At 34.4% G+C, this 24988-nt stretch carries 22 protein-coding genes, 2 tRNA genes and 1 pseudogene; 14 read left to right on the forward strand and 11 right to left on the reverse strand.

Annotated features, from left to right (window positions below; all coding sequences use genetic code 11):
* Positions 1 to 65 precede the first annotated feature (65 nt).
* The gene (gene pheS / locus AAGD84_RS01965; protein ID WP_264723232.1) at positions 66 to 1109 is read left to right on the forward strand and encodes a phenylalanine--tRNA ligase subunit alpha; all 1044 of its coding nucleotides are present in this window, start codon (positions 66 to 68) and stop codon (positions 1107 to 1109) included.
* Positions 1110 to 2402, forward strand: coding sequence for a bifunctional UDP-N-acetylglucosamine diphosphorylase/glucosamine-1-phosphate N-acetyltransferase GlmU (glmU, locus tag AAGD84_RS01970; RefSeq protein ID WP_264723233.1), 1293 nt, complete (start codon positions 1110 to 1112; stop codon positions 2400 to 2402).
* Between the two features lie 620 nt (positions 2403 to 3022).
* Here the strand turns inward: glmU and AAGD84_RS01975 are convergent.
* A complete protein-coding gene (locus AAGD84_RS01975; protein WP_213863100.1) occupies positions 3023 to 3280 on the reverse strand; it encodes a hypothetical protein in 258 nt (85 codons plus the stop codon).
* 219 nt (positions 3281 to 3499) lie between these two features.
* Between AAGD84_RS01975 and rplU the strand changes: the two genes are divergently transcribed.
* The 8 genes from rplU to ruvC all read left to right on the forward strand — a co-directional run bounded on the left by rplU (position 3500) and on the right by ruvC (position 8275).
* Positions 3500 to 3802 (forward strand): 50S ribosomal protein L21, encoded by a 303-nt coding sequence (gene rplU / locus AAGD84_RS01980; RefSeq protein ID WP_006279565.1) that lies wholly within the window; start codon positions 3500 to 3502, stop codon positions 3800 to 3802.
* Between the two features lie 10 nt (positions 3803 to 3812).
* A complete protein-coding gene (gene rpmA / locus AAGD84_RS01985) occupies positions 3813 to 4082 on the forward strand; it encodes a 50S ribosomal protein L27 (RefSeq protein ID WP_006279564.1) in 270 nt (89 codons plus the stop codon).
* Positions 4083 to 4091: 9 nt separating this feature from the next.
* Positions 4092 to 4168: transfer RNA gene (locus AAGD84_RS01990), tRNA-Ile, on the forward strand.
* A 57-nt stretch (positions 4169 to 4225) separates the two neighbouring features.
* Positions 4226 to 5398 (forward strand): methionine adenosyltransferase, encoded by a 1173-nt coding sequence (gene metK, locus AAGD84_RS01995; protein WP_341818083.1) that lies wholly within the window; start codon positions 4226 to 4228, stop codon positions 5396 to 5398.
* Between the two features lie 126 nt (positions 5399 to 5524).
* Complete coding sequence (locus AAGD84_RS02000) at positions 5525 to 6208, forward strand: TenA family protein (RefSeq protein WP_038249063.1); 684 nt, start codon at positions 5525 to 5527, stop codon at positions 6206 to 6208.
* A gap of 44 nt (positions 6209 to 6252) precedes the next feature.
* Positions 6253 to 6912, forward strand: coding sequence for a TenA family protein (locus AAGD84_RS02005; protein WP_265038238.1), 660 nt, complete (start codon positions 6253 to 6255; stop codon positions 6910 to 6912).
* A gap of 46 nt (positions 6913 to 6958) precedes the next feature.
* Positions 6959 to 7786, forward strand: a complete 828-nt coding sequence (locus tag AAGD84_RS02010) for a cytochrome c oxidase subunit 3 (RefSeq protein ID WP_264723237.1) — start codon at positions 6959 to 6961, stop codon at positions 7784 to 7786.
* Positions 7787 to 8275 carry a crossover junction endodeoxyribonuclease RuvC gene (ruvC, locus tag AAGD84_RS02015; protein ID WP_209473140.1) on the forward strand — a complete coding sequence of 163 codons (489 nt, stop codon included), beginning with the start codon at positions 7787 to 7789 and terminating at the stop codon, positions 8273 to 8275.
* A gap of 44 nt (positions 8276 to 8319) precedes the next feature.
* On the opposite strand, the gene ruvX is transcribed toward ruvC, so the two are convergent.
* The gene (gene ruvX / locus AAGD84_RS02020) at positions 8320 to 8787 is read right to left on the reverse strand and encodes a Holliday junction resolvase RuvX (RefSeq protein ID WP_010082183.1); all 468 of its coding nucleotides are present in this window, start codon (positions 8785 to 8787) and stop codon (positions 8320 to 8322) included.
* Between the two features lie 1516 nt (positions 8788 to 10303).
* On the opposite strand from ruvX, the gene gatB reads away from it, so the two are divergent.
* Together gatB and AAGD84_RS02030 are read left to right on the forward strand one after the other, a co-directional pair.
* A complete protein-coding gene (gatB, locus tag AAGD84_RS02025; RefSeq protein WP_265037765.1) occupies positions 10304 to 11728 on the forward strand; it encodes an Asp-tRNA(Asn)/Glu-tRNA(Gln) amidotransferase subunit GatB in 1425 nt (474 codons plus the stop codon).
* A 141-nt stretch (positions 11729 to 11869) separates the two neighbouring features.
* Positions 11870 to 14281 carry an NB-ARC domain-containing protein gene (locus AAGD84_RS02030; protein WP_341818084.1) on the forward strand — a complete coding sequence of 804 codons (2412 nt, stop codon included), beginning with the start codon at positions 11870 to 11872 and terminating at the stop codon, positions 14279 to 14281.
* Here AAGD84_RS02030 and AAGD84_RS02035 read toward each other — a convergent pair.
* Complete coding sequence (locus AAGD84_RS02035; protein WP_341817859.1) at positions 14258 to 15583, reverse strand: IS4 family transposase; 1326 nt, start codon at positions 15581 to 15583, stop codon at positions 14258 to 14260. The genes AAGD84_RS02030 and AAGD84_RS02035 overlap by 24 nt on opposite strands.
* Positions 15584 to 15670: 87 nt before the next feature.
* On the opposite strand from AAGD84_RS02035, the gene AAGD84_RS02040 reads away from it, so the two are divergent.
* Entirely contained in the window at positions 15671 to 16198 is a 528-nt protein-coding gene (locus AAGD84_RS02040) for an ankyrin repeat domain-containing protein (RefSeq protein WP_341818085.1), read from the forward strand.
* Positions 16199 to 16309: 111 nt separating this feature from the next.
* Here the strand turns inward: AAGD84_RS02040 and AAGD84_RS02045 are convergent, their stop codons facing one another.
* From AAGD84_RS02045 to AAGD84_RS02070, 6 genes and pseudogenes are all read right to left on the reverse strand, one after another.
* On the reverse strand, positions 16310 to 16729 hold the full coding sequence (locus tag AAGD84_RS02045; protein ID WP_265037847.1) for a DedA family protein: 420 nt from the start codon (positions 16727 to 16729) through the stop codon (positions 16310 to 16312).
* 6 nt (positions 16730 to 16735) lie between these two features.
* Positions 16736 to 18109 (reverse strand): cysteine--tRNA ligase, encoded by a 1374-nt coding sequence (gene cysS / locus AAGD84_RS02050; protein WP_264723211.1) that lies wholly within the window; start codon positions 18107 to 18109, stop codon positions 16736 to 16738.
* Entirely contained in the window at positions 18102 to 18758 is a 657-nt protein-coding gene (locus AAGD84_RS02055) for an exopolysaccharide biosynthesis protein (protein ID WP_010962396.1), read from the reverse strand. Before AAGD84_RS02055 ends, cysS begins: the two co-directional genes overlap by 8 nt.
* 90 nt (positions 18759 to 18848) lie before the next feature.
* On the reverse strand, positions 18849 to 19505 hold the full coding sequence (locus tag AAGD84_RS02060) for an exopolysaccharide biosynthesis protein (RefSeq protein ID WP_010962397.1): 657 nt from the start codon (positions 19503 to 19505) through the stop codon (positions 18849 to 18851).
* Positions 19506 to 19671: 166 nt separating this feature from the next.
* Positions 19672 to 19839, reverse strand: a complete 168-nt coding sequence (locus tag AAGD84_RS02065) for a twin-arginine translocase TatA/TatE family subunit (protein WP_006013840.1) — start codon at positions 19837 to 19839, stop codon at positions 19672 to 19674.
* 128 nt (positions 19840 to 19967) lie between these two features.
* Positions 19968 to 20742, reverse strand: a pseudogene (locus AAGD84_RS02070) (ABC transporter ATP-binding protein).
* A gap of 147 nt (positions 20743 to 20889) precedes the next feature.
* Between AAGD84_RS02070 and AAGD84_RS02075 the strand changes: the two are divergent.
* Positions 20890 to 20966: transfer RNA gene (locus AAGD84_RS02075), tRNA-Arg, on the forward strand.
* Between the two features lie 101 nt (positions 20967 to 21067).
* Here AAGD84_RS02075 and uvrC read toward each other — a convergent pair.
* Complete coding sequence (uvrC, locus tag AAGD84_RS02080; protein WP_182318997.1) at positions 21068 to 22885, reverse strand: excinuclease ABC subunit UvrC; 1818 nt, start codon at positions 22883 to 22885, stop codon at positions 21068 to 21070.
* Positions 22869 to 24986, reverse strand: a complete 2118-nt coding sequence (gene glyS / locus AAGD84_RS02085; protein WP_341818086.1) for a glycine--tRNA ligase subunit beta — start codon at positions 24984 to 24986, stop codon at positions 22869 to 22871. The genes uvrC and glyS overlap by 17 nt, the downstream gene beginning before the upstream one ends.
* Positions 24987 to 24988: the final 2 nt, after the last annotated feature.

Raw genomic sequence — 24988 nt, forward strand, 5'->3', positions numbered from 1 at the left:
TTTTTCGAATTGTTGATGATATTTAAAATTTCACTATAATGAAAGTTTAAGCCAGCGTTTTTAAGATGAATAAAGAGTTATTAGATGACATACTTTCACTTGAAGATAAAGCAGTTTCCGAAATTGAGAATGCTTCTTTTTTGCAAGATTTAGAAAAAGTTAGACTATTATATTTGGGAAAAAAGGGTGTAGTTAGAGCGTATTTTGATAACTTAAAAAAGATAGAAAATGCAGAGAAAAAGCGTGATTTAGGCGAAGTTATCAACGTTTTACGTAATAAGCTAGATCAGCTTATAATGAATAAGGAAAATATACTAAAAGCCGAAGAAGTTAGCTTTAAATTGCAGAACGAGGCGGTTGATATCACGTTGCCCGTTAGACCAGAAAAAATGGGCAAGGTCCATCCACTCAGTAAGGTTATAAATGAAGTAAAGCTTATTTTTGCACATATGGGTTTTAAAGCAGTTGATGGCCCTGATATTGAAGATGAATTTCATGTATTTGATGCACTGAATACTCCAAGTCATCATCCTGCGCGAGAGGAGCAAGATACCTTCTACTTAAAGAACAAAATAGATGATAAAAGAATGGTACTGCGCACTCACACCTCATCTGTACAGATTAGAACCATGGAAAAAACAAAAAAGTTCCCAATTAAAATAGTAGCTGCAGGTAGAGTATACAGAAATGACTTTGATGCAACTCACACTCCTATGTTTCACCAGATAGAAGGGTTATATGTCGATGAAAGTGTCAATATGGGCCAGTTAAAATTTACTATCCATCACTTCCTTAATAAGTTCTTTAGCGATAAAGGGCTGAAGATACGCTTTCGTAATAGTTTTTTTCCTTTTACTGAACCCTCTGCGGAAGTGGACATAAGTTATAAAGGTAGTAAATGGATAGAAGTGCTTGGATGTGGTATGGTGCATCCAAATGTCTTTCAAAATGTTGGAATAGACCATACTAAATACAACGGTTTTGCGTTTGGCATTGGTATAGAAAGGCTTGCGATGCTAAAATATCAAATCAGCGACCTAAGAAGCTTTTACGATAACAAAATCAGTTGGCTTGATCATTATGGTTTTCATTTTTCATCTTTAAGATAAGTGATAAATAAAGCTCATACTTTTATCATACTTGCTGCCGGGCATGGCAGGCGGATGAATTCAGATTTGCCTAAGGTTCTGCACGAAATAGGCAATTTTTCCATGCTTCAGCATGTCATTTACAATGCAAAACAGTTAAATCCTGAAAATATTGCTGTTGTAGTTGATCAGCCTTTAATTGAAAGACTAAAGTGCTTTGAGGATATACAGTTAATTACACAAGAATCAACACTCGGCACGGGAGATGCAGTCAAAACTGCGATGAGAAACCTGAAAGAATTGCCAGATTTGAACATAGTTGTTGTGCAGTATGGAGATACTCCGCTCATAAAAAGCAGCACAATAACTAAAATGGTTAGTTATTTAGAAGGCAAGACTCTAGTTTGCCTAGGTTTTAGGGCAAGCAATAAAGAATATGGTAGGTTAATCATTGAGAATGGTTCCTTAAGAGAAATCGTAGAAGCAAAGAGTGATAAAAATAATCATGAAGAATTTCTTGCCAATGCTGGAATAATGGTGGCATGTGCAAAGAATTTACGTGAATTGGTGGAGAAAATAGAGTGCAATCGCTCAACTCATGAATATTATTTGACTGATATAGTTTCTATTGCAGTGAAGAGTAATTTAAATGTCGGTTACGTTATTACCGGTGGAGAAGAGGCAACTGGAATAAATAACAGAAATGACCTTATAAAAGCTGAATTTTACTTTCAAGAAAATAAAAGAAAAGTTTTTACCGACTCCGGAGTAACGCTTGTTGCACCAGAGACTGTTTTCTTTTCTCTTGATACGCAAATTGCCAGAGATTCAGTTATTTACCCATATGTTTTTTTCGGTACTGGAGTGAAAATAGAGTCTGGTGCGAAAATACTGCCATTTTCGCATTTAGAAAATTGCTTAATTAAAAGTAATGCTGAGGTCGGTCCATTTACCAGAATACGCGGAAACACAACAATTGGTAATAAGGCAAAAATAGGAAATTTTGTGGAAGTGAAAACAAGTGAAGTTGGTCAAAACACTAGAATAAAACACTTAAGTTATATAGGAAATGCTAAAGTAGGGCAGGAGAGTAATATAGGAGCAGGCACTATTGTTTGTAATTATGATGGGAAAAATAAACATGAAACGAATATAGGGAGCAATTGCTTTGTTGGCGCCAATAGCTCACTAATTGCGCCGCTTAATATTCATGATGAATCTGTAATTGCAGCAGGTAGTGTTATAGTTGAGGATGTACCAGAAAAAAGCCTTGCAATAGCAAGAGAAAAGCAAGTAACTAAGAGAATAAAGTAGTCTAATTTAATTATGTTGTTGTGTCATTTTTAATATTAGACTTCTTGCACAACCATATAACAAACTTTTATTGGGAATAGAAACAAAAAAACTTCCTTGACAAACTCCGCCAGCCCCCTTATCATAACAGTGAAGCTATTGTATTTGCTTTCGCCAATCTGCAGATTAAAAGGTAAGGATTACTTAATGTATCGGCGTCTTATGTTTAATTTTTTGCAGTATATAGATACTGTATGTCTTTACAAAACTTCATCTACATCTAGATTTTTATCTAAATAAGCTGAACGCGCTTATAAAGCGTTACAAGACATCAAAAAATGCCAATACTCGACAGAGATAGTAAAAGACTAGCTAACTCGGGGGTCCTTTGTCTTTTTTTCTGCTTAGTAAATTTCTTAAACATTTGCAGCGTAGGTTAGTTGCAATTAAAAGCAGCTGAATTTCGCTTGTCAAGCGTTTAAAACATAAAAAACGCCAATATTTTAAAGCGGACAATAACCACGGGGCTTCTTTTGCCTTTTTTTTCGCTTGGTAAATTTCTTAATATTTATAGCAACATGAATTGGGCAGGAAGGTGTCATTCCAGTGCTCCTTTTTTTGTCACCCGAGCCCCTATGATGTCATTCCAGTGCTTGACACTGGGATCCAGTTTTCCATATAATCTCATCGAAAATGTTGTAACCACTTTCTATGCTAGTTTGCTTGCTCACAAGCAAACTTTCCTGGATCCCAGTGTCTGGGCACTGGGATGACAGAAGAAGGAGGCGCTGCCGTCTTGGATGAAAAGGCTGGATTCCAGTGTCAGCTACTTTCATGACATCATCATAAGGTAAACCAGTGTCAGCTACTCGGATGACAGGAGAAGGGGCTACTTGCATGACGGTGTCGGTAAACTTAGAGCTATAATAACTATTTGCCTTTTTTCTGCTTAGGTTATGCAAGAAGTCTACTGTCTGAGAAAAGGTAGATAAAAGATGAAAACAAATAGAAGTATTTTAGTAGCTCAAAAAGAACGTTAAGTCATGCTTTTTATTTATATTGACAGCGTATATGACATCGTTTACGATTAAAGTTAATAACAATAATTTATATTTATCATGTTTGCAGTAATTGAGACTGGTGGAAAGCAATATTTAGTAAAAGAAGGTAGTATAATAAAGGTAGAGAAGTTAGAAGCTGAAGAAAAAAAAGAGGTGGAAATCAATAAGGTGATTTGTATTTCAAATAATGGCTTATCTTATTCATCTAATGCTACTGTTAAAGCTGAAGTGTTGGAGCAGTGCAGGGGGGAAAAAATTATAATCTTTAAGAAGAAAAGAAGAAAAAATTACCGTAGGAAAACTGGTCATAGGCAGTATATAACTGTTCTTCGTATAAATGAAATTAGTCTTCAAAAGTAAGAGGTAAGATATGGCAACTAAAAAATCAGGTGGTAGTTCCTGTAATGGTAGAGATTCAGCGGGTCGTAGGTTAGGAATAAAGAAGAATGGGAAGGTTATTCCTGGTAACATAATTGTGCGCCAAAGAGGCACAAAATTCCATCCTGGGAAGAATGTTGGTATAGGTAAAGATCATACGATTTTTGCTAAAATAGAAGGCTGGGTCAGCTTTAGAAGGTCAGCAAATAAAAAGACTTTTATTGATATCGTGCCTACAGATAATATGAAAGCTTCAGCTTGAATAAATCATGGGTCTGTAGCTCAGGTGGTTAGAGCGCACGCCTGATAAGCGTGAGGTCGGAGGTTCAACTCTTCCCAGACCCACCATTTAGTAGTTACTAACTGTGTTTTCTATAGCGGTTTTGATATTGTATAAGCAAAAACATGAGTTTATATAAAAATTTAGTAACCAGTGAATCAGTGGCGGCTGGTCATCCAGATAAAGTAGCAGATCAAATTTCAGATGCAATACTTGATGAGTACCTTTTTACTGATCCTTTTGCGCGAGCTGCAATAGAGACTTTAGTCACCAAAGATAACGTTATTATAGCTGGGGAAGTGTTTGGGCCTAACATCAAAAATAGCAGGATTGAAAGTATTGTACGGAATACAATAAAAGATATTGGTTACAAGCACGATGGGTTCCACTGGAGAAAAGTGAAAGTAAATATATTGCTGCATGAGCAATCAAATGACATTGCAATAGGGTTGGATCAAGGTACTGGAGATCAGGGCATAATGTATGGCTATGCAACAACAGAGACAGAAAACCTTATGCCGGCACCCATTTTTTATGCACACTCGATTCTGAAAAATATCATGAGCGCAGTTAAAGAAGCAAAACTTGGTCCAGATGCAAAGTCACAAATCACTTTGGCATATGAGAATAACCTCCCGGTACGTGCTGAAAGTATTATTGTCTCAATACAGCACCCTGAGGATTTGGATCAATCAAAAGTAAAAGAAATAATTTACCCTTACATAGTTTCATCTTTACCTGAAGGATGGATGTGTCCTGAGGAAAATCTCTTAGTCAATCCAACTGGTAGATTTGTTATTGGTGGACCGGTTAGTGATTGTGGATTAACCGGACGAAAAATTATGGTTGATACTTATGGAGGTTATATTCCACACGGTGGAGGAGCGTTTTCCGGAAAAGATGCAACCAAAGTTGATAGATCTGCGGCTTATATGGCAAGATATCTTGCTAAAAATATTGTCTTTGCAGGTTTGGCTGAACGTTGTCTTGTGCAGCTTTCTTATGCAATTGGTGTATCAAAACCTACTTCATTCTATATTGATACATTTGGTGCGAATAAGGTAGAGGAAAGAGTAATTAAAAAGTTTATCGAGAATAATATAGATTTATCAACAAAAGGCATAATCAAGCATTTATCGCTTAATCATCCTATATATAAACGTACAGCCTGTTATGGACATTTTGGTAAACAGTCGGAAAGGGACGGTGGATTTTCTTGGGAAAGCATGAACTTGTCTGCTGATCTTTGTAGAGAATTCAATATAGAAGGTAATAGTAAAATTTCTTTAGATTGCTAAAATTTTTGATTTACAGCCCCATATTTATATACTAGCTTATTGTTAAAGCATAGCACGCTTTTTCATAATAATTATACCACATTAGTAATAATTTTTATATTCAATTTTTATTGTGAGGCTTATAAAGTGTATAACGAAATAGAAGGAGAACTGTACAACGTAATTGTAAAAGAGTTTTCTGATCTTATTGATAAAATAAAAGAACACCCTTTTAATGTTGAATTGATAAATAATACATTAGATTATGAAAAATTCAAATTCTACCTTCAGCAGGATTTTCTGTATTGTATAGATTGCGCTCGTGCTTTTTTAATTGTTGCAGCTAGAGTTGATGATATTGAAATGATGAGTAGTTTAATCAATTTGGCACAAGGAGCATTTTATGTTCGAGAACAGTATAAAAAATATTTTGAAGATTGTGATCTATCTGATGATCACAAAAAGTCAAGAGCTTGTTCTGCCTTTACTGACTTTTTCATGAGTGCCGCATATCACAATTCTGTTAATGAAGCTTTAGTAGCATCTTATTCTTGCTTTAACATATACCAAATCGTTATACGCCATATGGTAAATGAGATAACAACTAAAGGGGTTAAAAATAACAAATACAAAGAGTGGATCAACATTTATAGTAGCGAAACAGTAAATGCTGTAATTGATGAGGTTACTGATATTACAAATAAGCTATATAAAAAAGCTAGTGACTGTGAAAAAAAGAGGATGTATGAGTTTTTTAAGAAAGGGCTGGAATTAGAAATAATGTTTTGGGATGAGGCATATTACTCTAATATATCTAGCAAAGAATATTAGCAGCGGATTATTTACGTTAACTTGATCTTTTATCGGTAACTACAGTGTTCAGTGGCATAATTAGGAGCTGTTACGGGTCAAATCTTTTAAAGGATATAATTGAGCATCCTTTTAATGTTGAGTTAGCGAATAACACCCTAAATATAGAGAACTTCAAATTCTATGCTCAACAAAAGACGTTGTTCTTAGGTGATTATATTCGTACCACCTTAATTACTGCATCCAAAATGGAAGATTATAGTAGTATTATCTCGCTTGCTGAAGTAGCCCAAAGAGTAGTGACTGTTAATAGAATGCTATATGACTACTACTTTACTATGTACGGTATAAGTCGCGAAAAGAAATCTCTTGAGTGTTTTAATTTCACTAATTTTCTTTTATCCATCTCGCATAGTAATACCTATGAGGCTATGACGGTTTTGTATTCTTGCATGTTTATATACAAGACTGTCGTTGATAGCATGAAAAATAGATTCAAGAAAAATAATAGATATAGGGATTGGTTTAATTTTTGTTACAGTGATTCAGTAAAGTCTGGATGCATTATTTTAGAAAATATTGTTGATGGATATTGCAGCAGAGCAAGAGAAAACGAAAAGAGCAGAATGCTTGAGTTGTTTAGAATAACTGCACAATTTGTGTTAGATTTTTTGAATGGTGCATATAGTTTTTCAAAATTCAATCAAGATTTTGAGAAATATTGACAATTTTAAGCTAATTTGTATTCTTAGTATGTATTTTTAAGATGGTATGAAAAGTAAGGAACATGATTTTCATTTAGTGGACCCAAGCCCTTGGCCAATTGCTATATCAGCAGCAATTCTTATTCTTGCACTTGGATTAGTTGGCGCGCTTCATAAACAAATTTTCGGAATGTTTTGTTTAGTTCTGGGAATCTCCGCAGTATCAGGGGTGCTGTTTTATTGGTGGAGAGATGTAATAAGGGAGGCCATTTATGACAAATGTCACACTGCCATTGTAAAACATGGACTCAAATTTGCAATGTACTTATTTATTCTCTCGGAGGTCGTATTTTTTATAGTGTTCTTTTGTTCATTCTTTAAAGCCTGGCTTGATCCAGTTTTTTTATTTGAGGCGTTTTCTCCTGCAAAAAAAGTTGAATGGCCCCCTGAGGGAATTTTGCCACCTGATCCGTGGTCACTACCGTTCATGAATACGTTAATATTATTGCTTTCTGGTACAACAATTACTTGGGCAAATCACTCTTTACTTAAAAATGATAAAAAGAGCATGATTAAAATGCTGTCCATAACTATATTGCTTGGAGTTTTTTTTATAATAGTGCAAGCAATAGAGTATCATGAAGCGAGTTTTTCTCTACAAGAAACAGGAGAAAAGCTTATTTATACATCCAATTTTTATATGATTACCGGTTTTCACTGCGCACACGTTATAATAGGAATAATATTTTTATCAGTGTGTTTATTTAGAGCACGGAAAGGCCAATTTACACTTCAGGACCATTTGTGCTTTGAGTTTGCCTCCTGGTATTGGCACTTTGTAGATGTAGTCTGGATATTTTTATTTTTGTTTGTCTATTGGTTAAGCGTTTATTAAGTGGTTAAAATAATAGGTCTAGATCCAGGAATAAGCAAGACTGGGTGGGCCATTATCAGCCTGAACGAAAAAAATAATATTGAATTTTTGGGCGGCGGTACCATATCAACTGATGGTAAATTGGGTACAGGTGAACGCCTACATACAATTTTTGAACAATTAAAGAAAGTAATTTCCCTATACTCTCCGAATGAAGCTGCGGTGGAGAAAATTTTTGTTAATAAAAATCCTAAATCTTCACTAACTTTAGGATATGCAAGAGGGGTTGTAATTTTAGCGTTAAAAATAACAAAGCTAACTATGAATGAATATGATGCAAACTATGTAAAAAAAAGCATTACCGGAAATGGCCATGCTGATAAGGATCAGATTATATTTATGGTGAAGCAAATAGTTAAAAATTTGAGTATAAAATGCCACCATGCTGCTGACGCTCTTGCTGTAGCAATTTGTCATGCTTATACGAAAGGTTCTTGTTTTGTTGAGTAACTTTTATATGGGATTCAGTTTGAAGATTTCCAGATCTGGAAAAACTATTTGATTGTATTTATCTTGTCTAACGTTCGTTGCAAAATAATACATGCGGAGATTTTATCATCTATTTTTTTCGATTTTGTGATTGATATTCCAGTAATTTTTAGTGTATGAGTTGCGATAGATGTTGAGAAGCTTTCGTCTTGTAAGTATATATTTACTTTATATTTTTTTATTATTTTATTTGCGAATTGGATTATAGTTTTACACCATTTAGTTTCTTGCTCGTCCATTTTTAATGGTAGTCCTATTACCATTGATCCAGATTCATTTTCTTTGAATATTCTATGCAGATAACCTAAATCTTTGCTCATATTTTTTCTGTGATATATGCTATGAGCTGTGGCTATGAGCTGTGTTTTATCGCTAAATGCTATGCCTATTTGCTTTTCTCCCATGTCAAGGCACATTATGCGCTTATCTTTTGGAATAGACTTTAGAAACTCATCTGGATTTCTATGTAGCATCTATTAGACTTCCTTTAAAGTGACCTTACCAAAAAAGTGGAGAGAAAGTTAAGAAAATTTTTTACAAAAAGAATAATGAATCAAATTGCTCAGGAATGCAATAGACTTCTTGCATAACCCAAACTAAGTAGAAAAAAGGTATCATCTAAGTAGCTGACACTGGTTTCCATCCAAAAGGGCAGTGCCCCTATGATGTCATTCCAGTGCTTGACACTGGAATCCAGACTTTAATTGTTATACTTGTAAATAAGTCTGGTGAGAATAGACGTTCATCTCAAAATGCAGTATTTTTGTTGAAATAGCTCAACTGGATTCCAGCGTCACGCGCTGGAATGACACCTTTGTGTTTGCATAGCTGTACGAACATTGTGATTTGAGAGCAATCTCCACAAGGGAGGATGTCATTCCAGTGCCCAGACACTGGAATCCAGGAAAAAGAATGGTGTCATCCAAGTAGCTGACACTGGGATGGCTTTGTTGCATCGCTAGCTATGATGGATTAAAGATAAAAAAGATAGGGAATATCAGTAGCTTATTATTCTGGTATTTATAACAAGAACGGTCAATGAATACCTAAATTTGAGTAAAAGAAATTTCACTACCATTTACCAATCCGGCTAAAATTCAAGAATTTCAATGCTTTAGCTATTTTCAATAGAATTAAATTTATTAATATAAATAACAAATTACTATTCTTAAATTTGATCAGATTGATTGCAAAAAAACAAGATTTTCAATAGGTTGCTTATAATCCTAACTATAGTTAGCCTTTCATAAGTAGCGATGCAACAAAGCCCACTGGGATCCAGAAGACTTAATTTCAACCAAATAATAAAGGCTGGATCCCAGTGCTTGGCACTGGAATGACAGCAATCCTACGTCATACCGCGATTCATTCGCGGTATCTCGGCCGCTAACAAGTAGCGGGATGACGGTTATCGTTTAGCTACAAACATTAAGAAATTTACCAAACGAAAAAAAAGGCAAAAGAAGCCCCGTGGTTGGCTAATTACTTACATTATACTTTCAAGTATGGCGTTTTTTTATTCTAAACACTTAATAACCGCGATTCAGTTGCTTTTAAACCGCAACTAATCTAAATTATAAACGTTAAGAAATTTACTAAACAGAAAAAAAGGCAAAAGAAACCCTAGGGTAGCTAGTTATTCACTATCCATTTTTTAAGTTGGCGTTTTTTTATGTTTTAAACGCTTTATAAGCGCGTTTCAGCTTATGTAGGTAGAAGTTTTATAAAGACATAAGGTGCACATAGTGCAAAAAATTAAACATGAGACGCCAGATACGTGAGTTTTTTTGTCATTTAATCTGTACAGAGAAGATAAATAAATAGCTTCAGTTTCATGATAAGGGGGCTGGCGGAGTTTGTCAAGTAAGTTTTTCGTTTAATTTTTCGTCCTGTTTCTACGGGTTGCATACCACTTAGCTAACATGAGTTTTGTTTTGACTTTTTGTGTTAATTTTGCAGAATATTAAGATTATCATCTAAATAAAATACATGACAAAAGAGGATTGGGAAGCGGTAATTGGGCTTGAGGTGCACGCTCAAGTTTCTTCTAATACGAAGCTATTTTCTAGCTCATCAACGGAGTTTGGTGCTGAGCATAACACTCAAGTTTCTCTAGTTGATGCGGCAATGCCAGGTACGCTGCCAATACTAAATTATTACTGCATAGAGCAAGCAATACGCACCGGTCTTGCACTTTCTGCAGAAATTAATAAGTGTTCTTACTTTGATCGGAAAAATTATTTTTATCCTGATTTACCGCAAGGTTACCAGATAACTCAGTTTTTTGAGCCAATAGTTAAAAATGGTAGAGTATTTATCAACGATAATGAAAAAGAAATAAGAATTGCGAGAATTCATTTAGAGCAAGATGCAGGAAAGAGCGTTCATGAGGAAAGCAAAACTTATGTGGATTTAAATCGTGCAGGGGTTGCTTTAATGGAAATTGTTTCAGAACCAGATCTCCGTTCATCTGCGGAAGCTGCAGAATGCATGAAAAAATTGAGGCAGATTTTGCGTTACATTGGTTCGTGTGATGGTGATATGGAAAAGGGATCACTTCGTTGTGATGCAAACGTTTCTGTCCGCCTAAAAGGCAGTAGCACATTTGGCACTCGTTGTGAGATAAAAAATCTGAACTCGATACGTTATATTGTGCAAGCTATAGACTATGAAATACAAAGACAAATTGAAATTATAGAAAGTGGGGAAGAAATAAGTCAAGATACTTTATTGTTTGATGTTGCTTCGGGAAAAACAAAAGTGATGCGAAACAAAGAGGATGCAAGCGACTATAGATACTTCCCTGAGCCTGACTTGTTGCCAGTTGAGGTAAGCCAGGATAAAATCGATTCTATTAAATCATCTTTGCCCGAGTTACCAGATCAAAAAAAGCTGCGATACATTGAGGAATTGGGTATCAACGAATACGATGCAAACGTCATTACTTCCGATAAGGCAATTGCTGATTACTTTGAGGAATTGATAAAAAAACATGATTCAAAGCTTGCGGTCACCTGGTTAACCGTAGAGCTTTTTGGTCGTTTAAATAAAGCAGGTATTGATATTGTAAGCTCCCCAATCAAAGCCAATGCCTTGTCCGAGCTCTTAGATTTTATCGTTGATGGAACGATCTCTGCTAAACTTGGCAAACAGGTATTCGATAGTATGTTTGAAACTGGCAAACCTGCATCTCTAACTATAGAAGAGCAAGACCTAAAACAGATCACAGATAAAGGTCAAATAGCAGAAGTTATCGACAAAATCATCAATAACAACCAAGATAGGGTTCAAGAATACAAAAGCGGTAAAACAAAGTTATACGGATTCTTTGTCGGCGAAGTCATGAAACTCACCAAGGGAAAAGCCAGCCCTGATGTTGTGAATTCAATTTTGAGTGAAAGATTAAGTAATTAGTCACATTTTTTTATTTACATAACAGCACATCTCGTAGATATTCTCAGATTTACACTACGATATCTTTAATCTCATGACATATAATTTTATTATTTTTTTACCATTTGTCGGCACCATCTTTAAAATTATGTGAGGTTGAGGATGCCTGAAACTTATCCTACTGGAGGGGCGAAAAACTTTATTCATGGTATTGACTATCAAAAATTGTGGCTAATGCTGTTTTTTAGACGTGCAGTGAATAGAAAGTACTTTTTCCGCTTAGCCACGGAAATGAGTTCGGCTGCAGGTTTTGACGATATTGTTTTCCGGTATGAGCAAAATGGGACAACAGTATGTATGCTTATACAAGTTAAACATAAACAAGATGGCAGCAAGAAGATCTGTGTAGGCGACTTATTGACAAAAAGTGGTGAACTTAACTTAGTAAAACATTTTGCTGCCTTTTTAGAAATTCAAGGTAATGAAGAATTCAAGGATAAAATAAAGGATTTTTTTATTGTTATAAATGTTGATTTTGACTATGAAAGTCTAGCAAGCAAGGGAATTACAGTCGAAAAAATAGAAACACAGGATGAGTTTCTGAATATAGGCGATAGTGCAAAATATAAGCTTAGAGACTTACGTAATAATATTGCTCAATACTTAAAGCAAAGGATGAGTGCTGAAGATAGGGAAGTAAGCGATGAAGAAATAAAAGGCTTTTTAAATGAGCTAGTGTTTGTAGTGAATTTGCCTAGTGATGTTGAGCTAGAAAAGTTAATCAGAAATGAGATAAATGATGACTTGGCCAGAAGGTTCAAATACTTTGGTGATAATGACTCCGTTCTCAATGCCCTTTCCACAATGATATCAAATTGGATGAAGGATAAAAGAGGGCGTTTTCTCACACCAGAAGAAGGAAAAGAATTTTTCCAAAAAGTGGAGCTATGGGCCAGTACTGTAAGTGAGATAAGACAAGGAGTAGAGAGAATAGAAGGAAAGGTTGATGAGATAGGAGAAGTATTAAATAATCAGCAAGCACGTAAAGAACCTATTTGGTTTAATATGAAGTATCCAGTTAAAACGTTTACTGGTAGAAGGAGTGAATTACAAAAGATATACAAAGAGTTGCACAAAACTACAAATGAGCAAGCGGAAGTATCACAAATAGTTGTCATTAGCGGTCTTGGGGGAATAGGTAAGAGTGAGTTAGCTAGGAAATACGCTTATGAATATAGAAAAGATTATGATGGCAATGTTATATGGATAAATGCTGAGACACAAAAGGATCTTGAAGGGTCATTTAGGGGATTAGCTGAGGAGTTAAAAAAAAGGTTAACTGAAGGTTCAAAAATTTCTATTACAGAGGAAGGAATCAAGTCTACCATTAAAGACGTATATAGGTATTTTAGGAACGTAGAAAGTCTTTTTATTTTTGACAATGCCAAAGGATATAGAGACGTCAATAAATTTTTACCACTATCTTTTCCTGACTGTAAAAAACCTTATGTTTTAATTACTTCTCATGACACAAAATGGGAAGTAGAAGGAGTAGAATATGAGGAAGGAAGAATAGAAGTAATAAGGTTAGGTGTACTCGATGAAACTGAAGCTTGGGAATTTGTTAAAAAGGCTTTGGACATAAAAGACAATTTACAGGATGAAAAAATAAGGGAACTGACAGAAGAATTACAGTATCTTCCGTTGGCTTTAGGACAAGCGGTTGTATATATTTACAACAAAAACGAGGAGTTAGCACCTTACGAAAAATTTGAAATAAGCGATTACTTGAAGAAATATAAGCAACAAGCAGAGAAATTGTTTGAAGAAACAGAAAGCCTATTAAAAAAATGGTTGTATGATGAGGAAGAGGAGAATGAAGGAGAGTATAGTAAAAGAGTTCGTTATACTAAAACAATTTTAACAACGTGGAATGTTACAATTGATGCTATAAAACAAAAAGAATGTGGTCCTGAAGCATTGGATATTCTGGAAGTAATGGTTTATCTTGCCCCTGATAGAATCCGTGTAAAAGAGATCTTTTTAAAGTTAATATATGATAAAGCAAAGCTGTGTAACATTTTTGGATTACTCAGTGAATATCCGGTGATTGACTTAAAAGAAAAAGAGGCAAGCGTTTACATACCAGCGGAATTAAAGTTACAAATAGAGGAAATCTTTTTAAAGTTATTAGTGAACAGTGAAAAGAGGATGTGGGAGGCTGTTAAGTTACTCAATAGATATTCAATGATTGACTTAGAAGGAGGAGTAGCAAACATTCATAGACTAGTGCAAAAAGTGACTGAATTAAAATTAAAAAAAGAAGGTCGGGAGGAAGAGGTCTTAAGGAAGACTATAAAATTGATAAACGCTGATTACATATTCGATGATTCTATTGTTGCATCTGTTTGGGGATATGCAAGTAAGTACGATGAGTTGATTGATAATTTTTATTTTAATTTTACTTATGGTATACAAAAATGTACGCCATTACATTCGCTTGCTAAAAGTGGTGATTATGAGGCAGTTAAGCGTATCATACGCGTCAAGTTAAGAGATTGTGAGCAAATTTAGAGAGGTTAAAGTGGATACTCTAGCCCTTCTACGTTTGTCTTTTAATGAAAATCGCGACCAAGTTATAGTGAGTTTTTTAAGAAATACTTTTAAACTATTAATCTTGGTTAATACTAAAAATAACTCTCTAACCCGTCTTTTTAGCTCAATAAATGCCTTTGTTAAGCTAAGTTCTGTATTCTTTTTCACTTCTGTGCAACCAACTATGCCGTGAAATATAAGAATTGCGCACAATTTAGCATATAGTTCACATAATACTCTGCATGGCTTTCCTTTTAGCTTATCAAGTCTGATATGGCTTTTATACAATTTAAATAATAACTCAATTTGCCACCTTACTCTGTAAATCGTTAATACTTGCTCAGCACTAATTTTATTTTCTGGAACATTAGTTATAAATATTGACCAGTTCAACAATTTTTGATTTCTTTTAGAGGATGTATATCCCTGCGATCTTGCTAATCTATTAGCTTTCCTTCTTCTGGCTATAGACTGTTCTTCAGTTAGTTTCTGACATATAATTCTTACTCTAATTTTTGCTTCTTTTCCTAACAATACCTCGTTTTCTAAAAATAACTTATCCTCTAAACATTCTAATAACTCCATTTTTTGATTTGTTTCTACATCATATACGTTGGTATCGGATTTATAACGACTTATGAAATAAGCTCCTATTTCATTGATTTGTTTAAAAGAACTTGGCACAAAATAACCGAGATCAGATATTAGCAAATCATTGCTTGATATATTACTTAAATGTTTCCTATATCCCTGGTCTGATCTTATTCCCTCCGTTAAATTAAGTTGGTCTATTATCTGATTCATGTAATCGAAAACTAATTGTAACTTTATTCCAGACTTAGTATTGCTTTCATAGCCACTGTAGCTAGTACCATAACCTTTATACATCTCTTCCATACTGTTAGGTAGAGTAATATAGCTACTGTCCAATAATTTAACACTATTAAATTGCTGTAAGATTTTGCAATCAACTTGCAAGATATTTTTAAAGAGAACCACAGATTCATTATACATCCTTTTCATAAATTCCACTGCTTCTTCAGTAAATCTAAAATCCAAACCTTGTTTTGTTATATCTATCGAGTCCTCGTTTAGTAATTGACACATTGTTTCTACGCTACAATTATCAACTCCTATATTACCCAAGACCATGGCTTTTACGAATGATGAACCTTTTAGCTTTCTCTTTCTTTTTATAAACCTTGTTGTAATTGAGATTTTCTCTGCTTTTTCATTAAAAAATTCTTTGAGCTTTTTTGATAAGCAAGTTATTTTATTCATTGGTTCTCTCACTAAAAGTATATCTGGGAGAACTTATACCTTATTATTCTATCTCTTTCATACCTTTATTTCCTTAACTTGACGCGTATGAAGCGTATACTAACACGTATAGAAGACGCGCACTTAGGTAGATTAAATTGTATTGTTAACGCTAAGAATAAAGATTGTATTACTCCGTTACATTCAGCTGCTTGTGGTGGGAAATTAGATATATTGAAGTATCTTATCAGTAAGGGTGCTGACATTAATTCTGGTGACAGAACACTACTACACTCTGCCGTTCTTGGACAAAACTTGAGAATAGTAGAGTATCTAATCAATAAAGGTGCTGATGTTAATGCTAAGGATGAACGTGGTTTCACTCCATTGTACCTCTCTGCTTTGTGTAAAGGCTATGATATAACAGAACATCTCATCGAAAAAGGTGTCGATGTTAATGCTAAGAATAATGGTGGCAACACTTCACTACACCTTGCTACTATTATGAGAAATTTTGACACGGCTAGAGTGCTACTAAAACACAACGCAGACGTTAACACTAAAAATAATGAAGGAAGAACAGCATTACATTATGCCACTGATTTCAATCATGGGACCTTGTGGAATTGCTTTTAGCTCATGGTGCATCCTTATAACTATTGAAATTTTGCATTTAATTTATAGCTCCGCTTCTATCAGGGCATAGGATGACAGAAGTGGGCTTTAATAGCTGTAGTACTATAGCTGTTATACTCCAAAAGTAAGTATTAGATATAACAAATAGAAGAAATTAGATAGAATGATTAAAGGGGTAAGGATATAAAGGTTTAACTTAAAATAACCTGATAAAATTTGAATCACACTTCCAAGTGCTGGCACCCACGAAAGTAATAAAGTTGCAAAAATTAGCAAATTTTTTGTGGCTTTTGGCGTTGTACGTTTGTTTTCTAGTTTGTGGTATAATTCTCGCATTAAGATTGTTATTCTACCTAAGTACCAATTAACTGTTCCACCAAGGCTTGATCCTAGTACTCCAAAAAATAACATAAGTAGTAGATTGTGATGTGATCTAAAGTACAGCATAGCTTCAAACATAAAGCCTTGGTGTATAGGCAAGATTAACGATGATAATAGGCTGTCTTTAAACAGCAGAAAGTAATCTTCCATATAAGTTTACCAAGTTGTTGTACCATCTTCATTGTCAGAAATTGTAATCCCCTTTTGTTTCAACTGATCCCTTATTTTGTCTGCAGTATCGTAATTTTTATTTTTTTTTGCAATTTTTCTTAAGTCTATCAACCTTTCTATTTCTTGATGATTTACATCCACAGCAAACCACTCTTGATAACTTGACTCAAGAAGACCAATAAATCTGGCACTCTTAACAAAACTCTTAGTTAATTTAAGCTTTTCACTTTCATTACTCATTTTGTTGATTTTTGCAGCCATTTCATGTAATATAGCTAGAGCTTCAGGGATGTTTAAGTCGTTTTTTAAAGCGTCTATAAAATCTTTAGAAATCTCTGCGTTACTTTCATCAATATTCGTTGTATCTAAACCACGTGATAATCGATAAAATTTATTTAAGGTTTCCTGTGCATCAGAAATAACGTTTTCTGTCCAATCAAGTGGTTTTCTGTAGTGAGTTTTGAGCAGTGCATAGCGTATTACTTCACCCTTTATTCCACTATCTAGCAAATCTCTTACTTTGACTATATTAAATAAGGACTTGCTCATTTTTTCTTCATTTACTGTAAGAAAGCCGTTATGTATCCAGTATTTTGCAAACATTGATCCAGCAAATGCAGACTTACTCTGTGCAATTTCATTTTCATGGTGAGGAAATTGTAAATCTATGCCGCCACCATGAATATCAAAATCTTTGCCAAGGTAAGCATATGACATTGCTGAGCATTCTATATGCCATCCAGGCCTGCCCTCTCCCCATGGGCTATCCCAATAACTTGAAAGTTTGTAGTCAATATCACTTGCAGGCTTCCACAGCACAAAATCTCCCGGGTGCTTTTTATTTTCATTAACTTCAACTCTGCTACCTGGAACCAATTCATCAGTTTTTTTTCCTGATAAAGCACCATATTCATGGTAAGATTCTATATTAAAATACACGTGTTTGTCAGATTCATAAGCGTGGCCTGATTGCAGCAAATGTTCAATTAATTTTATAATATAATCTACGTTTTCCGTTGCTTTTGGTTCGTATGTTGGTTTTTTACAATTTATGCTTTCCATATCATCATGAAAAGCTTTAATGTAATATGTGGTTATACTTTCTATGTTGCTATTTTTTTCACTTGCTGCATTAATTATCTTATCATCAATGTCGGTTATGTTACGCACATAGGTAACTTTGCCATAACAAAACTTAAGTAGCTGAAATAACACATCATACACAACAACAGACCGTGCATTGCCTATATGTGCTGTGTCATATACTGTTGGTCCGCAAACATACATTTTCACATGATCTTTATCGATAGGTGTAAAAAGCTCCTTTTTTTTTGTTAAGGTGTTGTAAAGCCTAACCATATACGAAGCTTTTGAGAAAAGAAAATGCCCCAATGATAAGTTGTGGCCCTTTGACTACTACAACAAGAGTAAGCAATAGCCCACACAATGATATTAAAACTCCCAATATGGATAGAAACCCATCTTTACTCATAATGCCAAGCGAAATAAGAGTCGTACCAATTGCAGGAATGAAGTTAGTAAGAGGCAATGGAAGAGCTATCGATAATGCAGAAAGCAACATTACAAAAGCTAAAATCTTTTCACCGGGCCCATAGAAAATAAAAGACATTCTTGGTTTCATGAACTTTTCTATTTTTTTTAATGCTGGAGAAGTTTTCTCTACCACAAAAGCTAGTGTTGAACGCTGAAAAGACCTTCTTTCCAACCAATGCGGCATCCAAGGAGAATCAAATCCAAATAGAAGCTGCAGTGAGAATAAGATTAAAGGTATAGAAAGAATAGTTGTATAACCAGGTGGAACCGGTATAGGCACCGATAGCGGCAAGGAGAAGATGATTATTAAAATACCAAAACCACGCTCATGCAAAGCTGTTTTAATGTCAAACAAAGTTACTTTATCGCTATCATTGTTATTGGTATCTGCAACTTCTTTTAGAATATCAGAAGCTAATTTATCACTTTTAGTCAACTTATCATTTTTTGACACGAAAAACCTTTGATAAAAATAATTCTTAACACAATTATTGTTTTATTTCAATATGCATTATTCATTTTGCGCTAGTAATTCGTTCTTTTGTTAAAGTGTTGTAAAGCTTTTAAGAAGAGAAAGTGCTCCGGTTATAAGTTGTGGTCCTTTGACTATTACAACAAGAGTAAGCAACAACGCGCACAATGATACTAAAACTCCCAATATGGATAGAAACCCGTCTTTACTCATAATGCTAAGTGAAATAAGAGTTGTGCCAATTGCAGGAAGGAAGTGAGTAAAAGGTAATGGAAGAGCTATTATTATTGCACAAAGCAACATCATAAAAGCCAGAATCTTCTCACCAGGCCCATAGAAAATGAAAGACAGTCTTGGCTTCATGAATTTTTCTATTTTTTCTAATACAGGGGAAGTTTTCTCTACCACAAGAGCTAGTGTTGAACGCTGAAAAGATCTTCTTTCTAGCCAACTGGGCATCCAAGGAGAATCAAATCCAAATAGAAGCTGCAGTGAGAATAAGATTAAAGGTATAGAAAGAATAGTTGTATAACCAGGTGGAACCGGTATAGGCACCGATAGCGGCAAGGAGAAGATGATTATTAAAATACCAAAACCGCGCTCATGCAAAGCTGTTTTAATGTCAAACAAAGTTACTTTATTGCTATCATTGTTATTGGTATCTGCAACCTCTTTTAGAATATCAGAAGCTAGTTTTTTATCTTTAGTTAGTTTCTCACTTTTTTGCACAATTATCCTTTAATAAAATATTCCTCTTAAGCTAACATAGTTGTTGCTGTATTTCAATATTTGTTATTTATTTCATACCAACACTTCATCTCTTTCATTCTTTAACCTGACTAAGTTTTTAAACAGATGACATGCACTAAGGTGCATGTCACGAAGTATGAGGACGCTAACGATCTGGTTCATTAGACGATAATTTTTCTGAGTCCTTAAGCTCCTGTTTAAGGTTTTTGATGCCTTTTCCTAAATCACCCATAACTTGCGGTAATCTGCCTGCACCAAACAGAACTAAAATTATTATTAAGACTAGAAACAATTGCCATGGTCCTAAACTCATTTTCACCTCCATTTAAAATATTGACCTTTAAATATTAAAACTTGACTGAAGTCAAGTAACACATAGATTATATCACCTTTATTTAATTATAAATCAAGGTTTTTTAATTATTTTATAACAATCCCAAACTAGATTATTTTCTTGCAGCGAATAAGTGGAAACTTTTCGCTTAACTGTAGAGTAGAAGAGAGCTCACTAAAAAAACTTTGCTAGCGTATCATCTTTAGGCTTATGGTATATATCGCTAGAAACTCCTGATTGAATAATTTTACCATTTTTCATTACGTAGATAAAATCTGCAACTTTCAATGCTTCTTGCGGGTCATGAGTTACCATTAGCACAGGGATATTTTTACTTCTGAAAAGGGACAATATATGTTGTCTTATTCGGCACTTGAGCAGTATATCTAAATTAGAAAATGGTTCATCTAACAACACAACATCAGGGTTTTGTGCCATCACTCTTGCTATTGCAACTAATTGTTGCTGTCCTCCAGATAAGGCGTTAGGGTACATATTTTCATATTTTTCTATATTGAGTAACTTCAAGATTTCCAATGCAATTAGGTGCTTTTCTCTCTTGGAAGAGCTGCGGATAGCAAAGGTTATATTTTCTACTACTGTTTTATGAGGAAATAATGCAGAATGCTGAAAAATCAATCCGATATTTCTATGCTCTATAGCGACTGATGCCTTATTACTTGCAACTAACCTATCATTTATAAAAATAGTTCCAGATTTTGGATTTTCTATCCCCGCAATTAATTTCAAAATTGTTGACTTGCCACAGCCAGAATGCCCCAATAAACATGCAACATTTCCTTTCTTTACTTTAATGTTTATATTGCTTAAAGCAAAGTCGTTTTGATTGTTATAGAAATAACCAATATTGTTAACTAGCATTAATCTTACTTAAACCATGTTATTAAATATAATAGCATTATACTCAAGAAGTACAGAAATGTTTTTTGTCGTCATAAATTGGTTATGCAAGAAATCTAGAAAAGAAAGGATTTTTTGCTATAACTTTACATGAATGGTAGGAAACACGGGACTATAGCTCAGCAGGATAGAGCGTTGGACTCCTAATCCGAAGGTCGTGCGTTCGAATCGCACTAGTCCCACCACATTGCTTCACAAATTTTATGGAGATTTTTTTTCACAAATACGCACACCTTTTTTTGCGGTTTTAAGATATAAATTCCCTAATAATAAAACGGGTTTTGTGTCATTCCAGTACTCCTCTCTTATAATTCACGTATTTAAGAATGACTTCTGCTAAACCTTTACTAATTCCAGGTACGTTTTGAATTTCAGCCAGAGAAGCTTTGCTTATATTTTTCACTGAACCAAAATAAGACATCAACGCTTTTTTTCTTTTGTTGCCAATGCCGGGTATTTTGCTTAATTGTGAAACTATAAACTGTTTATCGCGTTTTTTTCTATGTGAAGTTATCGCAAAACGGTGGGCTTCATTACGCAGCGATTGTAAGTAAAGCATGACTTTGCTGTCATTTGCCAGACTGAATTCTTCCCTGCCCAGCATATAAAATCTTTCATTTCCTGCGTTACGATCAGGACCTTTTGCCATACAAGCAAAAGGAACGTTTATATTCAATACTTCCAGTACATTCTGTACTATGGAAACATGTCCTGGTCCACCATCAATCAGTAAAAAATCAGGTATTATGCCTTTTATATTGCCGGAGAAACGTCTGGTTAGCACTTCCCTCATCATTTTATAGTCATCGCCTGAAAATTTTTCCTTTATAGTAAATTTTCTGTACTCACTTTTTAAAAAACCCTCCTGCCCTGCAACAACCATTACACCAATTTGTTGGTTTCCAAATATATGGCTATTGTCATAAACCTCAATACGCTTTGGAATGTTTGGTAACAAGAAGATTTTGCTAAGCTCTTCAAGCTTTTCTAGGTTATTTCTATAATCGATAAGCTTCTGCTCTAAGCTATGCTGAGAGTTATCATAAACAAATTTCAATAAATCACGCTCTTTTTTATTCTTTGCATGCAGAACTTTTACTGGCTTTTGAGCAACCTTATATAGTGCTTGTTCTATAATTTCCTTATCCACAATAGAATCTGGAACGTAAATTTGTATTGGAGGTATGTTAGCTGAATTATAAAAATTGACCAAAAAGGTGGATAAAATTTCATCATTTGAGTGATCACCACAGTTCTCGGCAAAGTAAGGAGTGCTGCCGTAGTTGTCTTTATTTCTGAACGATAACACACTAATACATGCTAGATCCTCTTCACGTACAATACTGAAGAAATCTGCATCTTTTTCAAAAGAAAAATCCGTGTGCTGTATTTGAATTTGCTCAAGAAACTTTACCCGATCTCTATATATAGCAGCAAGCTCATAGTTTTCTTCACTGCTGCACTTTCTCATTGTGAAAAGTAACTGTTCTTTCACTTCCTTATTTCTTCCAAGCAATGTATTTCGTGCCTGTTTTACTGATTGGCAGTAGTCGTCTTTTGTGATTTTGTTTATGCATGGTGCTGAGCAGCGCTTAATTTGATATTCAATACATGGTCTTTTTGTTGAGGAAAAGTATTGATCTGAACATACTCTTAGGAGAAAAGCTTTTTGCAATGACAATATAGTTTGCTTAACAGCAGCGGCAGATGTAAAGGGACCATAATAATGAAACTCATTTTTCTTAAATTTGCCTCTATATTTTGCTATTCTTGGATAATCGTGCTTGGAAATTGTTATATAAGGATAAAATTTTCCATCCTTGAGCACAATATTATAAAGTGGTTTCAATGATTTTATTAGCTGTGCTTCAAGAAGCAGTGCTTCGATTTCATTCTCAGTGATGAATATTTCAACCTTAATAACCTGTAAGAGCATAACTCTAATTCGTTCAGAAAGGTTTTCGAATTGAAGGTAGTCGGATAATCTCGACTTTAAGTTTTTTGCTTTTCCAACATATAAAACTTTATTCTTATCTCCGACCATCTTATACACGCCACAGGACTGTGGAGATGATTTGATTTGTTCTTTATATTGCCTGAGCATTTATCCATTGCTTAACCTGTATGAGGTTAAAATCTGCTACTAAATGAAAGATGGAAACTACATTTTCAAGCAAAGATAATCTGTTTCTTCTCAGCTTATCAGAATCACAGTTAATCTTTATACTGTCCATAAACTGATTGATAAACGGAGCAAAACCAGCAAGTTCATCAAGTGCTACATTAAAGTGGTTATTTTTTATCGCTTGTTTTATGTTTTTACAAGCAGTTATAGCACAATTTGATAGCGCAATTTCTTCACTTTCAATCAAAAACCTCTTACCGTAAGATGCACTATAAGTAGTGCCATCACTTTTCCTTGCTTTGCTCATCATGTTACTGACTCTTTTGTAAGTGCTTAGAATTTGTTCACCTTCTGGAGTACTAAGATAACGATCCAATATAACAGTTTGCTTTTCTGCTGTCAGCAGATCATTAATATCGATTTTATATAGTATTGAATCTACAACATCTTGCCTTATATCTCTATTTTTTAAAATAACCTTGAATCTTTCTAAGCAAAATCTAAATACTAGTTCTGAAATTTGTTTTCTATTCGGCTTATCAACTGACGCTGTATTTTTATTAAATAGAAGCCTTGAATATAAAGATACTGACTTGTCTATCATTAGCCTAATTGGAACATGCAAATTATTTTCAAGTATTGTCCTAATTATACCAATTGTCATTCTCCGCAAACCAAATTGATCATACGAACCAGAGATTTTCTCACCTGCTGCAATTAAACCAACTAAGCTATCCACTTTGTCTGCAATTGACACAGCAATTGCAGAAGGAGATTTAGGACACTCCTGCTCTGGCCCGATTGGCTTATAATGCTCAGTTATAGCTTCCACTATTTCTCTATCTTCTTGAAAATAAGAAGCATAATATCCACCCATTACTCCTTGTAATTCTGGAAACTCTCTTACTATCGATGTTGCCAAATCAGCTTTTGCCAAATATGCAGCACGTTCAACTTTTATCAGCGAAGCATGTGGAATAAATATAGCTATATACTTTGACAAAGCCGTAATACGCTTCACCTTTTCCCCCACGCTGCCAAGTGAAGCATGAAATAATATTGAACCTAATCTTTTGACATAATAATCTAGATTTTCCTTTTTATCTTGAGATATTAAAAATTGGGCATCAGCAAGACGTGCTTCTAATATTCTTTCGTGTCCTTTAACAACTTCACCATTGTTGACGTTGACAACAGTGACAAAGTGTGAAATTCTCTTTCCATTACTTAAAGCAAGGTATTTTTGTTGTGTATTAACTATACTAAGTATTACTTCCTTCGGTAATCCAAATGACTTTTCTTGATTCACTTCACCAAACAGTACGATTGGCCACTCTATAAGCCCTGTCAATTCATTTAGTAAATAATCATTTTTCTCAAGTTGTAAATTCTGCTCTTTTGTGAATTTATTAATCTGATCTAGTATAAATTGCTTTCTTTTGTCCATTTGGAGAATTACACTGTTTTTTTCTAGCAATTCAAAATAGTCTTTAGGTGTTTTAACAGTAAGCGCCGTACCACTTGAGAGAAATCGATGGCCATATGTTGTGTTAGATGCTGTAATCCCTGCAAAAGATACAGGTATTATTTCATCATTTAAAATGCATAAAATGTTTTTAATTGGCCTAACCCACCTTTCTTTTCCTTTGCCCCATCTCATACTTTTTGGCCAAGAGAAATTTTTTAATATTTCTCCTAGTTGATTTTTAAGAAACTCTTGAATGTTAAATGAGCAGCTTTCTCTTTTAATGAAGTAAAAATCCTCATTATTTACTTTTCGAACGAGCAAATCTTCTTCATTTTTCTGATATTTTCTTAAAAAACCTTCGATAGCACTTTTTGGTGCGTTAATGTTTGGTCCCTTAACTTCGTTATTGGAATCCTTTAGCTCCAAAGCATTTATGTTGTCGACTAATAGGGTAATGCGACGTGCCGTTATAAAAACCTCCATTGATGTAAATTTTACATTATTTTTGTTAAAAACATTGGCAATACAGCTCTTAACTTGAACTGTAGCTGAATTCTGCATTCTCGGGGGTATTTCTTCTGAAAGGCACTCAAATAACAACTGCAACGACATAC

This window comes from Wolbachia endosymbiont (group A) of Andrena fulva (assembly GCF_964026815.1).
Classification (GTDB): domain Bacteria; phylum Pseudomonadota; class Alphaproteobacteria; order Rickettsiales; family Anaplasmataceae; genus Wolbachia; species Wolbachia pipientis.